At 57.2% G+C, this 18,999-nt stretch carries 18 protein-coding genes and 1 tRNA gene; 15 read left to right on the top strand and 4 right to left on the bottom strand.

Translation table 11 applies throughout. The annotated features are described in order from the left end of the window. Nucleotides 1-90 precede the first annotated feature (90 nt). Nucleotides 91-648: a response regulator transcription factor gene (locus HMPREF1487_RS13720; protein ID WP_010797258.1), complete on the bottom strand. Its 558-nt coding sequence runs from the start codon at nt 646-648 to the stop codon at nt 91-93. 21 nt (nt 649-669) lie between these two features. After that, nucleotides 670-1,929 carry an ATP-binding protein gene (locus tag HMPREF1487_RS13715; protein ID WP_010797257.1) on the bottom strand — a complete coding sequence of 420 codons (1,260 nt, stop codon included), beginning with the start codon at nt 1,927-1,929 and terminating at the stop codon, nt 670-672. A gap of 128 nt (nt 1,930-2,057) precedes the next feature. Between HMPREF1487_RS13715 and HMPREF1487_RS13710 the strand changes: the two genes are divergently transcribed. From HMPREF1487_RS13710 to HMPREF1487_RS13640, 15 genes are all read left to right on the top strand, one after another. Further along, nucleotides 2,058-2,807: an SIMPL domain-containing protein gene (locus HMPREF1487_RS13710; RefSeq protein WP_010797256.1), complete on the top strand. Its 750-nt coding sequence runs from the start codon at nt 2,058-2,060 to the stop codon at nt 2,805-2,807. A gap of 300 nt (nt 2,808-3,107) precedes the next feature. Beyond that, nucleotides 3,108-4,709, top strand: coding sequence for an ABC transporter substrate-binding protein (locus HMPREF1487_RS13705; RefSeq protein WP_010797255.1), 1,602 nt, complete (start codon nt 3,108-3,110; stop codon nt 4,707-4,709). Nucleotides 4,710-4,778: 69 nt separating this feature from the next. Then, complete coding sequence (locus tag HMPREF1487_RS13700) at nt 4,779-6,377, top strand: ABC transporter substrate-binding protein (RefSeq protein WP_010797254.1); 1,599 nt, start codon at nt 4,779-4,781, stop codon at nt 6,375-6,377. A 209-nt stretch (nt 6,378-6,586) separates the two neighbouring features. Next, nucleotides 6,587-8,179 carry an ABC transporter substrate-binding protein gene (locus tag HMPREF1487_RS13695; RefSeq protein WP_010797253.1) on the top strand — a complete coding sequence of 531 codons (1,593 nt, stop codon included), beginning with the start codon at nt 6,587-6,589 and terminating at the stop codon, nt 8,177-8,179. 89 nt (nt 8,180-8,268) lie between these two features. Continuing rightward, nucleotides 8,269-9,861, top strand: a complete 1,593-nt coding sequence (locus HMPREF1487_RS13690; RefSeq protein ID WP_010797252.1) for an ABC transporter substrate-binding protein — start codon at nt 8,269-8,271, stop codon at nt 9,859-9,861. Nucleotides 9,862-9,918: 57 nt separating this feature from the next. After that, nucleotides 9,919-10,929 carry an ABC transporter permease subunit gene (locus HMPREF1487_RS13685; RefSeq protein WP_010797251.1) on the top strand — a complete coding sequence of 337 codons (1,011 nt, stop codon included), beginning with the start codon at nt 9,919-9,921 and terminating at the stop codon, nt 10,927-10,929. Between the two features lie 9 nt (nt 10,930-10,938). Then, nucleotides 10,939-11,856: an ABC transporter permease subunit gene (locus HMPREF1487_RS13680; protein ID WP_010797250.1), complete on the top strand. Its 918-nt coding sequence runs from the start codon at nt 10,939-10,941 to the stop codon at nt 11,854-11,856. Between the two features lie 82 nt (nt 11,857-11,938). Beyond that, complete coding sequence (locus HMPREF1487_RS13675) at nt 11,939-12,982, top strand: ABC transporter ATP-binding protein (protein WP_010797249.1); 1,044 nt, start codon at nt 11,939-11,941, stop codon at nt 12,980-12,982. Then, entirely contained in the window at nt 12,969-13,976 is a 1,008-nt protein-coding gene (locus tag HMPREF1487_RS13670; RefSeq protein ID WP_010797248.1) for a peptide ABC transporter ATP-binding protein, read from the top strand. The genes HMPREF1487_RS13675 and HMPREF1487_RS13670 overlap by 14 nt, the downstream gene beginning before the upstream one ends. A gap of 214 nt (nt 13,977-14,190) precedes the next feature. Further along, a complete protein-coding gene (locus HMPREF1487_RS13665) occupies nt 14,191-15,642 on the top strand; it encodes an anion permease (RefSeq protein ID WP_010797247.1) in 1,452 nt (483 codons plus the stop codon). Nucleotides 15,643-15,736: 94 nt separating this feature from the next. After that, nucleotides 15,737-16,042, top strand: coding sequence for a nucleotide pyrophosphohydrolase (locus HMPREF1487_RS13660; protein ID WP_010797246.1), 306 nt, complete (start codon nt 15,737-15,739; stop codon nt 16,040-16,042). Next, entirely contained in the window at nt 16,039-16,800 is a 762-nt protein-coding gene (locus HMPREF1487_RS13655) for a methyltransferase domain-containing protein (RefSeq protein ID WP_010797245.1), read from the top strand. The genes HMPREF1487_RS13660 and HMPREF1487_RS13655 overlap by 4 nt, the downstream gene beginning before the upstream one ends. Nucleotides 16,801-16,803: 3 nt before the next feature. Continuing rightward, entirely contained in the window at nt 16,804-17,436 is a 633-nt protein-coding gene (locus HMPREF1487_RS13650; protein ID WP_010797244.1) for a DUF4136 domain-containing protein, read from the top strand. 73 nt (nt 17,437-17,509) lie between these two features. Further along, a complete protein-coding gene (locus HMPREF1487_RS13645; RefSeq protein ID WP_010797243.1) occupies nt 17,510-18,070 on the top strand; it encodes a DUF4136 domain-containing protein in 561 nt (186 codons plus the stop codon). Continuing rightward, complete coding sequence (locus tag HMPREF1487_RS13640; protein WP_010797242.1) at nt 18,070-18,552, top strand: GNAT family N-acetyltransferase; 483 nt, start codon at nt 18,070-18,072, stop codon at nt 18,550-18,552. Before HMPREF1487_RS13645 ends, HMPREF1487_RS13640 begins: the two co-directional genes overlap by 1 nt. Nucleotides 18,553-18,564: 12 nt before the next feature. On the opposite strand, the gene HMPREF1487_RS13635 is transcribed toward HMPREF1487_RS13640, so the two are convergent. Both HMPREF1487_RS13635 and HMPREF1487_RS13630 read right to left on the bottom strand, forming a co-directional pair. After that, nucleotides 18,565-18,768, bottom strand: coding sequence for a hypothetical protein (locus tag HMPREF1487_RS13635; protein WP_010797241.1), 204 nt, complete (start codon nt 18,766-18,768; stop codon nt 18,565-18,567). Between the two features lie 133 nt (nt 18,769-18,901). After that, nucleotides 18,902-18,997: transfer RNA gene (locus HMPREF1487_RS13630), tRNA-Sec, on the bottom strand. Nucleotides 18,998-18,999: the final 2 nt, after the last annotated feature.

Genomic DNA, 18,999 nt, shown 5'->3' with positions numbered 1-18,999 from the left:
CAAGCTGAATGGTTTCTGTCACACCAAACGTAACAAAAGATTTCTGTCCATTTTTATCAATCCCCTTCCAGCCGGAAGGGGATCAGCTGATCAGCGACGAACCGGACGCTTCTGCAACTTGCGCTGCAAAGTACGACGGTGCATTCCGAGTGCACGTGCCGTTGCCGAAATATTGCCGTCGTGCTCGTTCAATACCCGCTGGATATGCTCCCACTGCAACCGATCGACCGACATCGGGTTTTCCGGCACCAGACTGTCCACATCGGCATGCTGGGAAAGTAGCGCGGTCAACACATCATCTGCGTCGGCAGGCTTGCACAGATAATTCGTAGCACCACGCTTGATCGCTTCGACCGCCGTGGCAATACTGGAATAACCGGTAAGAATCACGACGCGCATGTCGGGATGCAGCTCAAGCAGCTTGGGCAACAGGACAAGGCCGGAATCGCCTTCCATTTTCAGGTCCAGCACGGCGTAATCGGGCAGATCCTGCTTGGCCAGCTCGTAGCCCTCCTCTGCCGAGCCCGCGACCGATACGCGCAGCCCGCGACGATCCATGGCCCGTGCCAGGACGCGGGTAAAGGTGGCATCGTCGTCGACCAGCAGCAGATGGGGCTGCTCATCGTCATGTTGAATGTTTTCGCTCATTGTAATCCTCGCGACAGCAGTTCAGACCAATGGATACTGACGTGGCAGACGCAGCTCGGTCAGCGTGCCGCCTTCTTCATGGTTATACAGCTTCACTGTACCACCGACACGGGTCACACTCGCCTGACTCAAGAATAACCCTAGACCAAAGCCTTTACCCTTGGTCGTAAAGAACGGTTTACCGATCTGCTCGGCAATGGCCAGCGGTACACCCGGGCCACGATCTCTGATGGACAGGCATATTTCCGCGGCACTCCACGACAGGGTTACCAGCAGATTATCCGGACAGGCATCAGCAGCATTGTTCAGCAGGTTAAGAAGCGCCTGAGTCAGATCCGTGGGTGGAATCAAACGAGGCGCTGCGCCTACGCTTGGACATTCAAAGCGGTAACTGACCTCGGGCCGCATCAGATGCCAGCGACTCAGTACGGCTTCCAGCCACTCCAGTGCCGTTTGCTCATGAATAGTCTGACGGCGATCCGCTTCAGCGGCGCGCACCAGCTGCTGCAGGGTTTCCTTACAGAGCTGAACCTGATCTTGCAGAAGCGACAGGTCTTCCTGTAGCTCAGCCTTATCGGTGTACTCCTGGCGCAGCTCCTTGAGCAGTACGCTCATGGTCGACAATGGCGTACCCAGCTCATGGGCAGCGCCAGCGGCCTGCGTGGCCACGGCCAGTAGTTGCTGATCGCGCATCCCCTGCTCACGGCGCTGGGCCTGCAGCAGCTCTTGGTGGCGGAGCGCTTCAGCCATTTTGGCGACAAAAAAGGTGATCAGTGCCGCCGATAGCGCAAAGCTCAGCCACATGCCATAACTCAGAATTTCGCCACCTGGGTTGATCAGAAGTTGCAGTGGCCGGAACCAGATCAGCATGAACGTGAAGCTGACCAAGGCAAGGCCCGCCAGCAGCAACGTGTAGAGCCAAGGCAGGGTAGCCGCCGCAATGGTCAGCGGCACCAGGTAGTAGGACACGAAGGGATTGGTTGCCCCTCCGGCATAGTAGAGCAGCACGCTGTGGATAAGCAGGTCGAAGGCAAGATGCGCCGCATACTCCTGCTCGGTTACAGGCCAGTCTCGACTCAGGCGCAGCGCAGTGATGCCACAGAGTAGCGCGGACAGACCTAATGTGGCGCTGATAGCCAGCCATGGTAGCTCGACGATATCGGAGAGCCAGGCAGCCCCTACCGAACCGGCTTGGGCAGCCAGCACCAGTACGCGAATGAGAACAAGACGACCCAGGTTTTGACGACTAGCGGATAACCACTGCACAGGAGATTCAAACATGTATTTATCCAGGGGCGGCGAGTATAACGGTGGCTCTGGCCCATTTCTGTCCGCAAGGCGCGACATAGCGCCGCACAAACCCATAGGATAGAACGGAAGTCACTGTTAATGAACGAAAGGAGTCCATGATGCCTGTCTTTTCCCGTCTCGCCACCTCACCTGCCTTGACTAAACATTTGTCCAGAGGGATGGCGTCGATCATGGCAGCGGGTGCACTGATCAGTGTTTCCCATGCAGCGCAGGCCGAGGAGCCTCGTTACAACCAGATCAGCCTGCGCGCCGAAGTCAGCCAGGATGTTCCGCGAGACCGCATGCAGGTAACGCTTTATACCGAACAGCAAGGTAATGACCCTGCCAAACTGGCGGCGGACATCACCAAGGCGCTCAACGAAGGGGTCGAGGCTGCGCGCAAGGTCAATGGCGTCGAGATCAGTCAGGGAGGGCGCAACAGTTTTCCGCTGTATGACGATAAACGCCAGACCATTACCGCCTGGCGCGAGCGTGGTGAGCTTCACTTGCAGAGCAGTGACTTTGCCAGCCTTTCCCGCCTGACAGCCGACCTGTTGGGTACCCTCAAAATGGGCGGCATGACCTTTACTGTTGCTGACGAGACGCGCAAGAAAAGTGAAGATGCCCTGCTCAAGGAGGCCGTCAACGCCTTCAAGGCACGTGCTCAACTAGCAACCGATGCCCTGGGCGGTTCCGGTTACAAGCTTGTGAATCTCAACCTGATAACCAACAACGCTACCGGCCCTATGCCCATGATGAGAATGAAGATCATGGCTTACGCTGAAAGCGCACCCAGCCAGGATATCGAAGCAGGTACTAGCGCAGTGTCTATCACGGCCGATGGTGTCATTGAAGTGCAGACGCCCTAAATTAAAGCAAAGACCCCGCTTGCATCGCTCTAATTTGGTGCAAAACACACCTGCGGTAACACAATTTGGTGCTGTTACCGTAGGAACAGTTTCATTTTTCCGCTCTAGCTCGCCTGTTTTTATATTTTTGCGACACAAACATTCAGTGTTACTCCACAACCTGCCACTGACTCGTCAGTCATCCTATTACAGGCATATCTCCTGCATAGCGTCCGCCCAATGACCCAAAAAGTCTCAACTGTTTCTGTATGACCCAGACGTATCCATCGCCTGAGTCGACATCAGCCAACCGAGGTCTGCATGCATAAGAAGTTACTTTCATCTCTCATTGCGGCTGGTTTATTGGCCGGAACCCCATTTGCTCAAGCAGCCAGTAACCTGGTTTTTTGCTCTGAGGGCAGCCCGGCAGGCTTCGATCCTGCACAGTACACCACCGGAACGGACTTCGATGCCTCTGCTGAAACCATGTTCAATGGCCTGAGCGAGTTCGAACGCGGCGGCACCAAAGTGCAGCCCGGGCTTGCAAGCAGCTGGGATGTTAGCGAAGACGGCAGGACCTACACCTTTCATTTGCGCAAGGGCGTGAAATTCCATACTACGGAATACTTCAAGCCGACCCGCGAATTCAACGCAGACGATGTGGTATTCACTTTCGAGCGCATGCTAGACAAGAACAGTGCGTTCCGTAAGGCCTACCCCACCGAGTTTCCCTATTTCACTGACATGGGCCTCGATGAAAACATCACCAAACTTGAAAAGGTGGACGACTACACGGTACGCATGACCCTGAAAGAGGTCGACGCGGCGTTTATTCAGAACCTGGCCATGCCATTCGCTGTGATCCAGTCTTCGGAGTACGCCAACCAGCTCCTCAAGTCCGGTCGGCCCAGTGACATCAACCAGAAACCTGTCGGAACAGGCCCATTCGTCTTCAGCCGCTACCAGAAAGATGCGGTCATTCGTTTCAAGGCCAACAAGGATTATTGGGATCCGGAAGAAGGTGCCAAGGTGGACAACCTGATCTTCTCGATCAGTTCCGACGCCTCGGTCCGCATGCAAAAGCTCAAGGCCGGCGAATGCCAGATTACCGTTTACCCACGCCCGGCCGACCTGGAAGGGCTCAAGAACGATCCCAACCTGAAGGTGCCTTCACAGCCCGGCTTCAACGATGGTTATCTGGCGTACAACGTTCAGCATCCGCCACTGGACAAGCTCGAAGTCCGCCAGGCGCTGGACATGGCTATCAACAAGAAGGCCATCATCGACGCGATCTACCAGGGCGCTGGCCAGATGGCGGTCAACGGTATGCCGCCGACCCAGTGGTCCTATGACAACAGCCTCAAGGATGCACCCTTCGACCCGGAAAAAGCCAAGGCGCTCCTCAAGCAGGCTGGTGTGAAGGAAGGAACGGAAATCACCCTCTGGGCCATGCCTGTTCAGCGTCCCTATAACCCGAATGCACGTCAGATGGCCGAGATGATCCAGCAGGATTGGGCCAAGGTGGGCATCAAGGCCAAGATCGTCAGCTATGAATGGGGCGAGTACAACAAGCGCGCCAAGGCCGGTGAACATGACACCCTGCTGATCGGCTGGTCCGGCGACAATGGTGACCCGGACAACTGGCTGGGCACCCTGTACGGTTGCGATGCCATCGGCGGTAACAACTACTCTCGCTGGTGCCAGCCGGAATACGACAAGCTGATCAAGGCCGCCAAGCGCACCACCGATATGGACGAGCGGACCAAGCTGTATATGCAGGCTCAGCAGATCCTGAAACAACAGGTTCCGATTACGCCGATCGCGCACTCGACGGTGTTCCAGCCGATGCGCAAGGAAGTCCAGGACTTCAAGATCAGTCCCTTTGGATTGAACGAGTTCTATGGCGTAAGCGTCAGCAAGTGATTGGCGGCGGAGCGTTCGTAGGGTAAAACCCCGAACGCTCCGCTTTACTTGACTGACGGGAATTCATCCATGCGTACGTCCTTCGCCCTCTCCTTTCTTACTGCAAGCCTGCTTGCAGCCGCTCCGCTCGCCCAGGCGGCGAGCAATCTCGTGTATTGCTCCGAAGCCAGCCCGGCCGGTTTCGACCCTGCTCAGTACACCTCCGGAACCGAGTTCGATGCGTCTGCCGAGACGGTATTCAATCGCCTGGTTCAATTCGAGCGTGGCGGCACTACCCTGACACCGGGGCTGGCCGAAAAGTGGGAGATTTCTCCAGACGGCAAGGTTTATACCTTTCATCTGCGCAAGGGCGTGAAGTTTCATACGACCGACTACTTCAAGCCGACACGTGAATTCAATGCCGACGATGTCGTGTTCACGTTTCAGCGTATGCTCGATAAGGAGCACCCGTTCCGTAAGGCCTACCCGAGTGAATTCCCCTACTTCAGCGACATGGGCCTGGACAAGAACATCGCCAAGATCGAAAAGCGAGACGATTACACCGTTGTCTTTACGCTGAATCAGACCGATGCCGCCTTTGCCTCGGACCTGGCCATGAGCTTTGCCTCCATCCAGTCAGCCGAATATGCCGATCATTTGCTCAAGCAGGGCAAAGCAGCCGATATCAACCAGTACCCGATCGGTACCGGACCTTTTGTATTCAGTCGCTACCAGAAGGATGCGGTCATTCGTTACAAGGGCAACAAGGATTACTGGAAGCCCGAGGACGTCAAACTCGACAACCTGATCTTTGCCATTACGACGGACGCCGCTACTCGCCTGCAAAAGCTCAAGGCGGGTGAGTGCCAGATCAGTGGTTATCCACGTCCGGCAGATATTGCCGAGGTCAGGAAAGACTCCAGCCTGAAGGTGCTCCAACAACCCGGTTTCAACCTGGGCTATTTCGCCTACAACGTTCAGCATCCGCCGCTGGACAAGCTCGAAGTCCGTCAGGCATTGGACATGGCCATCAACAAGAAGGCCATCATCGATGCCGTCTACCAGGGTAATGGAAAGCTCGCCACCAACTCCATGCCACCGGCGCAGTGGTCCTATGACGACACGATCAAGGATGCCCCCTACGATCCGGAAAAGGCCAAGGCGCTCCTCAAGAAGGCCGGTATCAAGCAAGGCACACAGCTCAACCTATGGGCCATGCCGGTCGTTCGCGCATCCAACCCCAACGCCCGCCTGTCTGCGCAGATGGTACAGGCGGACTGGGCCAGGATCGGCATCAAGGCCAACATCGTCACGTATGAGTGGGGCGAGTACATCAAGCGTGCCCGTCAGGGCGAACACGATGTAATGATCTACGGCTGGACCGGAGACAATGGTGATCCAGACAACTGGCTGGGCGTTTTATACAGCTGCGATGCCGTCAATGGCAGCAACTACTCCAAATGGTGCGATCCGGCCTATGACAAGCTGATCAAACAGGCCAAGATCAGCAATGATCGTGAGGAACGTATTCGCTTGTACAAGCAGGCGCAGCATGTGCTGAAGGACGCCGTGCCGATCACACCGATCGCCCATTCCATCGTTTATCAACCCATGCGCAAGGAAGTCCAGGACTTCAAGATCAGCCCCTTCGGGCTTAGCGCATTCTATGGCGTCAGCCTTGCCCGATGAGAGGCAGGCTGTCCTGTATTGCCGCCGGCGACGTGCTCGATCAGCACGCAGGCAGCCGGTTTGCCGGATTTCCTCTGGTGCGACGCTTTACCCGAGCGATGCCAGCGGACCCCGGCAGGGACACCTTCCGCCGATACCCATCGACGGGATTGCAAGCGGTTACAGTCGCAACCCGACTGTTACCGCCTCACCATGGAGCCTAACGAAAGATGAAAGCTGCATTCAGGCTGAATACCTGTCTGTTGGCGGTTGCGTTGGCAACGGCTGTACAGGCACAAGCCAAAACGTTGGTGGCATGTACCGAGGCCAGTCCGGAGACATTCGATCCGGCGGTTCACTCCTCGCGTTATACAGCCGATGCGGCAGATGAGCCTCTTTATAACCGGCTGGTGGAGTTCAAACCCGGCACGACGGAGCTTCAGCCGTCACTGGCCGAGCGGTGGGACATCAGCCCGGATGGTCTCCAGTACACGTTTTACCTGCGCAAGGGTGTTAAATTTCATAGTACCAGCTACTTCAAGCCTACCCGTGAGCTGACGGCCGATGATGTAATCTGGAGCTTCGAGCGTCAGATCGATCCCAAGCACCCCTGGCACGAATTAGCCAGCAAAGGCTTCCCCTTCTCCGACTCGATGGAGATGAGCAAGATCATCGACCATATTGAAAAGGTCGACGACCATACGGTGCGCTTTGTTCTTCAACATGAAGAATCGCCCTTCCTGGCTGATCTGGCCATGGGTTTTACCTCAATTCTCTCAGCTGAATATGCTGATCAGCTGCTCAAGAGCGGAAAAACTGATGATCTGGGGTTCAAACCGGTAGGTACGGGACCTTTTGTTTTCGAGCGCTACAGCCGCGACTCGCAGGTGCGCTACAAGGCCAACTCCAACTATTGGGACGGTGCGCCAGCAGTCGATCTGGTACAAGCCATTACACTGGACTCCAGCGTGCGCCTGCAACGTCTGAAGCGAGGCGAATGCCAGATTTCACTGACCCCCAAGCCGTCAGACGTTCCGGCGTTAAAAAAAGACCCCAATCTGAAAGTACTGAGCGTCGAGGAGCTGACCATAGGCTTCAATGCTCTGAACGTAACGCACAAGCCACTCAGCGATGTACGCGTCCGTCAGGCCATTGCCATGGCAACCGATCAGGAGGGTACGATCAAGGCCCTGTACGGTGAAGGCGCAGCCAAGCCGGTCTGGGGTCCCTATCCCCCTGCCATGCTGGGCTATAACACCGATATCAAACCCTGGCCGTATGACTTGGAAAAGGCCAGGCAGCTCTTGGCCGAAGCGGGCTACCCCAACGGGCTGGAATTGACCTATATGAGCTCTACCGGGTCAGGCCCCTCGGGAAATACCTTGCGAGTCGCCCAGCTGTTTCAGGGAGACATGGCCAAGATCGGTATCAAGGTCAATATTCGTCAGTACGAATGGGGCGAATTTGTTCGTCGTGGCAAGCAGGGTGAACACGATATCCTCAGCATGAGCTGGGTCAGTGACAATGCCGATCCGGACAATTTCCTGTCACCCAACCTCACCTGCTCGGCAGCCAAAAACGGCGAGAACCGTGCACGCTGGTGCAATGCCGAGTTCGACTCGCTGGTAGAGCAGGCTCGCCGTACCAGTAATCTGGACAAGCGCGCTGAGCTCTACCGCAAGGCCCAGGAGATCTTTCACAACGAAATCCCCTGGATTCCCACCTCACAGCCTGTGAGGAACGTTGTGACACGTAGCAACGTCAGCGGCTTTGTCATGAGCCCTCTGGGTAAAAACGATTTTTCAACTGTGCGCCTGGATTAAGCGCTTTTCCCAAAAAGAAGACGAGCCCGATCAGGCTGATCGAGGCTCGCTCTATGCCGTAGACCGGTTACAGACCTAGGAGCATCCCTATGCATGCATTAACACGAATCGCGCTTGCCGTGAGTCTGCTTGGCGCCGCCACCCTGGCTCAAGCCAAACCTCTGGTGGTATGTACGGAAGCCAGTCCTGAAGGCTTCGACATCGCTCAGTACACCGCAGCCACGACGGCTGACGCCTCAGCTGAGACGCTATTCGACCGCCTCGTAGACTTCAAGCCCGGCACTACCGACATCGAGCCTGGTTTGGCAGAGCGTTGGGACGTCAGCGAAGACGGCATGACCTACACCTTCCACCTGCGTAAAGGGGTGAAGTTTCAGACAACCGATTACTTCAAGCCCACACGTGAATTCAATGCCGACGACGTGATGTGGAGCTTCATGCGCCAATACGATGCCAAGCACACCTGGCACGACAAGGCGCAGCATGGCTTCCCCTATTTTGAGGCCATGGGACTGCAAAATCTGATCAAGTCGATCGATAAGGTCGACGACTACACGATCCGCTTCGTGCTCAATCGTCCGGAAGCACCTTTCCTGCGGGACATGGCGATGGGCTTTGCATCGATCTATTCGGCTGAATATGCCGCTCAACTGGAAAAAGCCGGACAGTTTGATCAGCTCAACTTCAAGCCGGTCGGTACCGGTCCGTTCATTTTCTCGCGCTATACCAAGGATGCTCAGGTACGTTTCAAGGCTAACCCCGAGTATTTCGAAGGCAAACCTCCAGCTGATGGCTTGGTCCTTGCCATCACCCTCGACAGCAATGTACGCCTGCAGCGCGTGAGAGCTGGTGAATGTCAGGTAGGCGTTTATCCTAAACCGGACGATATTCCAGCCATCCGCAAGGACCCGAACCTTAAGCTTGCTGAAGGCGAAGCACTGCTAATTGCCTATGTTGCCATGAACACCGAGCATAAACCGCTGAACGATGTGCGTATCCGTCAGGCCCTGAATCTGGCCTTTGACAAGAACGCCTACATCAAGGCCTTGTTTGGTGAAGGCAACGCTGTGCCTGCCGTCAATCCGTATCCCTCTACCCTTCTGGGGTATAACCGTGATATTCAGGACTGGCCCTACGACCCTGAAAAGGCGCGGGCACTGCTGAAAGAGGCCGGCATGGAGAAAGGCCTCAAGCTGACCGTGTTTACACGTTCAGGCGGCGGCCCGACCAACCCCAACCCTGCGCTGGGTGCTCAAATGCTTCAGGCCGACCTGGCCAAGGTCGGCGTACAACTGGACATCCGCAATCTGGAGTGGGGTGAGCTGATTCGCCGAGCCAAGCAAGGCGAGCACGATCTGCTCTTCTTTGGCTGGGCAGGTGACAACGGCGATCCGGATAACTTCCTGACGCCTAACTTGTCATGTGATGCCGCAAAGTCAGGCGAAAACAGTGCACGCTGGTGCAACAAGGAGTTTAACGCCCTGTTGGACAAGGCTCGTACCAGCCAGGATGAAAATGAGCGAGCCGAGCTCTACAAGCAGGCTCAAGTGATCTTCCACAACGATGCGCCCTGGATCCCCCTGGCCTATCCCAAGCTGTTCAACGTCATGCGCAGCAACGTCGAGGGCTATCACCTGAGTCCCTTGGCCAACAACAATTTCGCTACAACGTACGCAAAATAAAAAGACGGAAACAGGCAGGGCACGCTTCCCTGCCTCCGATGAGGAGTATTCAACCCCATGTTCAGTTTTATTGCCCGCCGCCTGGGCTTGCTGATACCGACGTTTTTCGGTGTCACGCTACTGACTTTTTCCCTGATTCGCCTGATTCCTGGCGATCCGGTAGAGGTCATGATGGGCGAGCGCCGCGTCGATCCGCAGATGCATGCCGAAGCACTGCATCGCCTCGGGCTCGACAAGCCGCTCTACCAGCAATATTTCGACTATCTCAGCAACCTTGCCCACGGCAACCTGGGAGAGTCGCTGATTACCCGTGACAATGTGTGGCACGAGTTCACCACCCTCTTTCCGGCCACCCTGGAACTGGCTCTCTGCGCTATGATCTTTGCTACCGTGCTGGGCCTTCTGGCCGGAGTGATCGCAGCGCTTCGCCGCGGTTCATTGTTTGACCACGGTGTGATGGGCATTTCCCTGACGGGCTTTTCCATGCCGATCTTCTGGTGGGGCCTCATCCTTATCATGTTCTTTTCGGTACAGCTCGGCTGGACCCCGGTGTCTGGCCGGATCGATCTGCTTTACGACATCGAGCCCAAAACCGGCTTTATGCTGATCGACAGCCTGTTGTCCGATGAAGAAGGCGCGTTCATGGACGCCCTCCACCACCTGATTCTGCCCTCTATTGTGCTAGGCACGATTCCCCTGGCAGTTATCGCACGGATGACGCGCTCCGCCATGCTGGAAGTGCTGCGAGAAGATTACGTACGTACGGCTCGTGCCAAAGGCCTGTCGCCAGCCCGTGTCGTATTCATCCACGCACTGCGTAACGCGTTGATCCCGGTTCTCACCGTACTGGGCCTGCAGGTGGGCAGCCTGCTCGCTGGCGCCGTGCTGACCGAAACGATCTTTTCCTGGCCTGGTGTAGGCAAATGGTTGATCGATGCGATTTCCCGTCGCGACTATCCCGTCGTGCAGAACGGCATCCTGCTGATCGCCACCCTTGTCATCCTGGTGAACTTTGTCGTGGACATTCTCTACGGCTTTGCCAACCCCCGTATCCGCCATCAGCGCTAAGGAGGCCCTATGGAACGTACTTTGCCACAAGGCGCTCAGGTCGAAGATCAGGTTGTCCTGTATCCGTCTCCGTACAAGGAGTTCTGGAAAGCGTTTTCCCACAACAAAGGCGCCCTGGGCGGCCTGTTGTTCATGACTATCATCGTGATCTGCGCCCTGTTCGCCCCTTGGGTTGCACCCCACGATCCCAGCGAGCAGTTCCGTGAATTCCTGCTGACGCCTCCCTCCTGGTTGGAAGGCGGCACGACGCAGTTCCTGCTGGGCACCGATGAACTGGGACGCGACCTGTTGTCCCGCCTGATTCACGGCGCACGGCTGTCACTGATGATCGGTTTGGCCTCGGTGATCTGTTCACTCATTCCCGGCATCCTGCTCGGGCTGATTGCAGGCTTTTCGCCCACGCGAGCCGGCCCTTTCATCATGCGCCTGATGGATATCATGCTGGCCCTGCCATCGTTGCTGCTGGCGGTAGCTATCGTGGCAATTCTCGGCCCAGGCCTGTCCAATACCGTCATTGCCATTGCCATTGTCTCGCTGCCCTCCTACGTGCGCCTGACCCGAGCCGCTGTCATGGGTGAGGTGAATCGCGACTATGTAACGGCTGCTCGACTGGCAGGTGCCGGACGCCTGCGCCTGATGTTCGTCACCGTACTGCCTAACTGCATGGCACCTCTGATCGTTCAGGCTACCTTGAGCTTTTCCTCGGCCATTCTGGATGCGGCGGCCCTGGGCTTCCTTGGCCTCGGCGTACAGCCGCCCACCCCTGAGTGGGGCACCATGCTGGCATCGGCCCGTGATTACATTGAGCGCGCCTGGTGGGTGGTTACCCTGCCCGGCCTGACCATTCTTTTGAGCGTACTGGCTATTAACCTGATGGGTGATGGCCTGCGTGACGCCCTCGACCCTCGCCTGAAGGTGCAGTCATGACCGGCTTGCCAATCATTCTTTCGTTGTCTCGATGCGGCAGCCCGTTGCCGATCGATTCCTGCTTATTGATCAAGGAGCAGCCATGAGCCTCCTGGAAATCCAGAATCTGAATGTCCGCTTTGGCGGTGAAGATGCCATCCCGGTCGTCGAAGGTCTCGACCTGACCATCGACCAGGGCGAAGTGTTGGCCATTGTAGGTGAATCCGGCTCCGGCAAGTCCGTGACCATGATGTCTGTAATGGGCCTGATCGATGCGCCCGGTAAGGTCACGGCCAATCGGCTGAGCTTTGCAGACCAGGATCTGCTCAAGCTCAAGGGTCGTGCCCGGCGTCAGCTGATCGGCAAGGACCTGTCCATGGTCTTTCAGGACCCGATGACCGCCCTGAACCCCAGTTACACGGTGGGTTATCAGATCGAAGAGGTGATTCGCCAGCACCTGGGTCTGCGAGGCCGAGAAGCCCGCCAGTGGGCGCTTCAACTGCTTGAGCGGGTGGAGATTCCAGCCGCAGCGAGCCGCCTTTCCGCCTACCCACATCAACTGTCCGGCGGCATGAGCCAGCGCGTGGCAATCGCCATGGCGATTGCGGCAGAACCCAAGCTGCTGATTGCCGACGAACCAACCACAGCGCTGGACGTTACCATTCAGGCGCAGATCATGGACCTGCTGCTCAACCTTCAGCGTGATGAAGGCATGGCCCTGATCCTGATCACTCATGACCTTGCCGTAGTGGCTGAGACGGCTCAGCGGGTCTGCGTGATGTACGCCGGCCAGTCCGTGGAAACCGGCGTTGTGCCGGATATCTTTCAGGCACCCAAACATCCCTACACGGAAGCGCTGCTGGCCGCCATCCCCGAGCATAGCCTTGGCGAACGGCTCTCTACGCTGCCTGGTATTGTTCCCGGCCGTTACGATCGACCCAAGGGCTGTCTGCTGTCGCCGCGCTGCCCTTACGCACAGCCACGCTGTCTGGAACGCCCTGCCCTCGAGCCCTATACCCACGATGGTATCAGCGGCTCAGTCCGCTGCTTCTTCCCGCGCAACCTGAACCCTGCGCAGTGGCCGGAAGTCTTGCCGGAGTTCCAGCGTCCTAGTCATCTACCTGGAGAAACCCATGGCCGCGCCTGATTTGAATACCAACGCTGCCAAACCAGCGGATAGCGTACTCACCGCCCGAGCGTTGACACGTCATTACCATGTCTCCCGAGGTCTGTTCAAAGGTCAAGCTACCGTACGCGCCCTGAACGGTGTCTCGTTTGACCTGGTACCCGGCAAGACACTGGCGGTCGTCGGTGAGTCGGGCTGTGGCAAATCCACCCTCGCCCGTGCCTTGACGCTGATCGAGGAGCCGTCCTCCGGCTCGCTCAACATTGGCGGTCATGAGGTCAGTGGTGCCAGTGCAGAAGTCCGCAAGCAGTTGCGCCGCGATGTGCAGATGGTGTTCCAGAACCCTTACGCTTCGCTCAATCCACGGCAGAAGATCGGGGACCAACTGGCGGAGCCGCTGGTTATCAATACAAACCTGTCCCGTAGCGAGCGTCGTGACAAGGTACAGGCCATGATGCAGCAGGTAGGCCTGCGTCCCGAGCATTATCAGCGCTATCCTCACATGTTCTCTGGCGGCCAGCGCCAGCGGATTGCCGTGGCCCGCGCGATGATGCTCAACCCCAAGGTGCTGGTAGCGGACGAGCCGACGTCGGCACTGGACGTTTCCATCCAGGCGCAAGTGCTTAACCTGTTCATGGATCTGCAGCAGGAGTTTCATACTGCATACGTCTTCATCTCACACAACCTGTCGGTGGTGCGTCATATCGCCGATGACGTGATGGTGATGTATCTGGGCTGTACGGCAGAAAAGGGGCCTCGCGATGCACTCTTTGAAAAGCCCTTGCATCCCTATACTCAGATGCTGCTTTCAGCCACGCCAAGCCTGCAACCGGACGCCAGCAAGCCACGCATCAAGATCCAGGGCGAGCTGCCGAACCCACTGGATCCGCCACCTGGCTGCGTGTTCCACCGCCGTTGCCCCTACGCAACTGAGCGCTGCAAGACAGAAGTTCCTGCCCTTCGTGATGTAGACAACCGTCAGGTTGCCTGCCATTACGCCGAAAACTTTCTTTGATCCAGGACAGCGCCAGACTTTTCAGTCTGGCGTCTACTCTCTCCTACGCTAATGGCCACCGGAATTTTTGTCGGTTGGCCTGCGTTTGCCTCAATTTCACCGAACTGCTAATCAATAAAAACAATCAAGTCAATTAGCGCTTAGTTTAATTAAACGATTGAGCCGTCTCATTCAGGCGCTAAGATCGCAAACTCTTTAAAGCATGGGAGTTAAAATGAAATCGCTGGCCAAGTTGATGGCGCCATTGATCGTGGCGATCGTCATTGCAGCCTTGCCGGTTCCCGAGGGGCTGGCACCGCACGCATGGCATTTCTTTGCTATATTTCTGGGCTGTGTGATCGGTCTGATCTTTGAACCCTTACCAGGTGCCGTCATCGGCCTGATTGGCGTGGTGGTTGCTGCGGTCCTGGCGCCCTGGGCTCTCTTCTCGCCCGAGCAACTGGCACAGCCGGGCTTCAAGGTGGCCGACAAGGCCTTTACCTGGGCCGTTTCCGGCTTCACCAACTCTACAGTCTGGCTGATCTTTGGCGCGTTCATGTTTGCCCTGGGTTACGAGAAGACCGGCCTGGGTCGCCGTATTGCCTTATGGCTGGTTAAAACCATGGGCAAGCGTACCCTGACGCTGGGCTACGCCATCATGCTGGCGGATACCGTTCTGGCCCCCTTTACGCCCTCTAATACCGCACGCAGCGCCGGTACGCTCTACCCTATTCTGCGTAACCTGCCACCGCTGTATGACTCGCACCCCAACGATCCCAGCATGCGTCGCATCGGCACCTACCTCATGTGGGTGGCGATTGCCTCAGCCTGTGTAACCAGCACACTGTTTCTGACAGGTATCGCCCCCAACCTGCTCGCCGTTGCCCTGGTGGAAAGCTCCACCGGCATTCGCATTACTTGGGGTGAATGGTTCATGGCCACCGCGCCGGTCGGCATCCTGCTGCTCGCCCTGTTGCCACTGTTGAGCTACTGGCTGTGCCCGCCCGAGTTGAAGTCCGGTGAGGTAGTGCCCAAATGGGCTGCCGAGGAGCTGGCCAAGATGGGCAGCCTGACGCGCAACGAAGTCATTCTGCTGATTCTGGTCGTCCTGGCGCTGGCCATGTGGATCTTTGGTACTGCCGTTATTTCACCCGCGCTGGTTGGTATGCTCGTGATCAGTCTCATGTTGATTATCGGCATCGTGACCTGGAACGATATCCTTAGTAATAAAGCCGCCTGGAACACCTTTGCCTGGTTCGCCACCTTGGTAGCTCTCGCAGACGGCCTGAACATGGTCGGCTTTGTGAAATGGTTCGGTATGCTGATGGCCAACTACCTGGGCCACTTCGATCCTACTGTGGCGATGGTCCTGCTCACGATTGCCTTCTACCTGCTGCACTACTTCTTCGCCAGTGCCACCGCGCATACCACGGCTCTGCTACCGGTTATGGTGGCCGCCGCCGCCAGTATTCCTGGCATCGACATGCATACCTTCGTATTGCTGCTTCTGCCCACCATCGGCATCATGGGCATCATTACGCCCTACGGTACCGGCCCTAGCCCGGTTTACTACGGCAGCGGTTATCTGCCTGGACCGATGTGGTGGCGCCTGGGTGCCATCTTTGGCTTCCTGTTCCTGGCTGCATGGCTGGGAATCGGCACGCCCTGGCTGCTGATGACGCGCTAAGCCGCTACGCTTTCGCGTCAGTCCATGAAAAAATGCGGCGCTTAACAAGCGCCGCATAGCTATCCACCAGCCATGCGGCCATCAGGAGCCCTGCATGGACCTTTCCGAACTTACTGCCCGCCTGCACGCCATTCGCGATGCCAATGAGTGGCGGCGTTATCACAGCCCGAAAAACCTGGTTATGGCTGCCGGCGTTGAGATGGCCGAGTTGGCTGAAATCTTCCAGTGGAAGACCGAAGAGGAATCCCGCCATTTAACGGCTGATCACCTTGAGCATGCCGGCCAGGAGATTGCAGACGTCGTGCTCTATCTGCTGCAACTCTGCGCAGAGCTCGGACTCGACATGGAGACAATCACTCGCGCCAAGCTGGCCGATAATGAGCGGCGCTTCCTGCCATGACCGATACCTTTTTCGATGACCGCGCCATCCGTTTCGCCGAAAAGATCTATGGCAATGCCAAAGGCGCCATCCGGCTGGCGGTACTCCAGGCCGACCTGAAGGAAGCCCTGCCTGAACGCTCGCTGCGGGTTCTGGATATTGGAGCAGGACTGGGCCATATGGCGCTCTGGCTGGCTGAACAGGGTCACTCCGTCACACTGGCAGAACCTTCAGCCCCGATGCTGGAGGGTGCTCGCCAACGCTTCGCCGAGGCTGGCCTTGAGGCAACGTTTATCGAGGCGCCCTGGCAGGAACTGAGTGAGCAGCTCACGACTCGCTTTGACTTGGTCATCTGCCACGCCGTACTGGAATGGCTGGCCGAGCCACATACGATTCTGCCAGTCCTCTCGCGCCTCACGGCTCCGGATGGTCTGCTTTCACTGGCATTCTACAACCGGGACGCGCTGATCTACCGGAACCTGCTCAAAGGCCATTTCAAAAAGCTCAAGCGCCAGGAATATGCGGGCGAAGGCAAGGGCCTGACACCTCAACAGCCACTTGATCCGCGGGAGCTGGAACGCGCCATGAGCAGTCGCTGGCAGATCGTGACCCGTAGTGGCGTTCGTGTTTTTCATGACTATATGCCAGTCGAATTTCAAGGTAAGGTCAACGAAGCCGATCTGATCGAAATGGAATTGGCCCATCGACGGCACCCTACATTTGCCGGGCTTGGTCGTTATCTGCACTGGATCTGCCAACCCGGCGCGTTAGAGGAGTGATCTATGCGTCGCCTGTTTGCCTGCGTGGTTATCAGCCTGGGGCTGACCGCCTGTCAGAGCCAGAATCCCTATATAGCCAGCGCCCTGCCTGAGCTTGCTGCGCCAGCACCTGCTGTTCCGGCACGTATCGACCCGAGCAGCTATCCAGCAGCCCCAGTCGACTATGGCCGCTACCGGAGCTGGGCCTGGTCACCCGAGGGCATTCGTGCCAGCGGTGATTCCTCTCAATCAATGGATACCAGCACTCTTCAGGAGGCCATCAGCGCCCAGCTCGATCAGCGCGGGCTCCGACCTGCGCCAACCGGTACGCGGCCTGATCTCTACGTGAGCGCAACGGTCAGACAGGAGCAACGTGTCGTATACGATACCGATTACTACGGAGGTGGTGTCGGCTATGGCGGCGGCTATCCGTATGGCTACGATCGTTGGGGCACGTATGGCGGAACAGGCTACAGCCAGACTCGCCCTCGGTATTATCAGGTTCAGGTGCTGAGCATCGAGCTGATCGATTCGCAGAGCCGCAAGAGAATATGGAGTGGCAGTGTCGAGGAACGGGGCGGCAATGATCAGAGCGCCCGGGTCCAGGCGATCCGCGAAGCCGCTCGTCGCGCGCTGGAGCAGTATCCACCGCATTGAAGATAAAGCGCATACGGCCTGGTCCCATGAGTAGTTATTGTTTCTTTTAAGCGCCCCTGGTCGGAGAATGATCATGATCCGTCGTTTGCTTGTTATCGCGTTTACGCTTGCCCTTGCCGCGTGTGAAACCAATACCGTCAACCGGGACTATGATCCCTCCCGTGACTATGCGGCCTACCGAAACTGGACCTGGGCCCAGCCTGCCGTCTCGTACAAGCCTGAAGACCCGCGGCTGAAAAGTGACTTGACCGAGCAGCGCATCAAGGATGCCGTAAGCAGCCAGCTTGATCAGCGCGGCTTACGCCCTGCCGCAGCGAACGGACAGGCAGACCTGAGGGTTCGGGCCTATCTGTTCACGGACGAGCGCCAAGGGCAAACCATGCGCACCGATCCTTACTGGGGTGGTCCCTGGGGATACTGGGGCCCTTGGGGTGGCGGTTATACCCAGACCCAGACCTTTACCTATCAGGTAACTACGCTGCAGATCGACCTGCTCGATGGCCGGGACGGAAAACTGGTATGGCGTGGCAGCACCGAGGTGTCATCTGACCAGACAGCTGATACCCCTGCGCAGCGTACTGCAACCATCCAGACAGCCGTTGGCAAGATCCTGCCGCAGTACCCACCTCACTGATGAATACCAAACTGACACATCGCGCGGCCACCCTTGATGATTTGCAGGCCGTGTGTCACTTTCCGCAAAGTCGTGAAGAGCTGTTTTACAGCTATCCCACAGCTCAGTGGCCACTAACAAGAGACCAACTGGCAGAGGCATATGCCAACCGCCAGGGCAGCACGGTTGTATTGCTGAACAATCGTCTGGCTGCATTCGCAAACTTCTTTCGCTGTCAACCAGGCGAACGGTGCGACTTGGGCAATTTAATGGTGGCACCCTGGGCACGACGCATGGGCATAGCGCAACACCTGATCGGAGTGATGGAGCAGCAAGCCTGCCAGCAGCATGGCGTGCGTTTTCTGCATGCTGCCTGTTTCAGCAACAATACGCCGGGCCTGTTGCTCTATACACATTTGGGCTATTTGCCGGTATCCATTGATGAGCGACGCGATTCCTCCGGACAACGAACAGCCCTGATACACCTGCGAAAACGTCTTTGAATGCGTTACCCGCTACATGCGGGCCAGCATGGCAAAGTCGCCGCCTACCTGCATAGGCGCTGCGCAACCGTAGGGCTCATATCCATACATACAGTCTGTCGAAGCGGCTGTAGAGGCTTCAGTCGATGGAGTCGAAGCTGGGTCAAGGCCAAGCCCACCCAGCAACACCGCTAACAAGGTCAGAAAAAGAAAGGCCGCGCCGGCTCTCGTCTTCATACGTCACCTCCACTGCATAGGCTGACAGCCTGGCGCCAGCAGAACAGGAGGCGTCACGCGCTGCCTTGTCCTATCCAGTATAGGTAAGATTCAGAAAAGCAAAGTCAGGCCAGGACATTCGGTCTAAAAGAAATGGCGGAAGGCAGTGAGAGTCGAACTCACCCGGGAACGGCTGCCGTCCCCAACCGGGTTTGAAGCCCGGCCGCGCCACCGGGCACGATTGCCTTCCAT

It is taken from the genome of Pseudomonas sp. HPB0071 (genome assembly GCF_000478505.2).
In the GTDB taxonomy this organism is placed as follows: Bacteria; Pseudomonadota; Gammaproteobacteria; order Pseudomonadales; family Pseudomonadaceae; genus Chryseomonas; species Chryseomonas luteola.
Note: the sequence above shows the minus strand (reverse complement) of the source record. Positions and strands in the feature narration are given on the sequence as shown.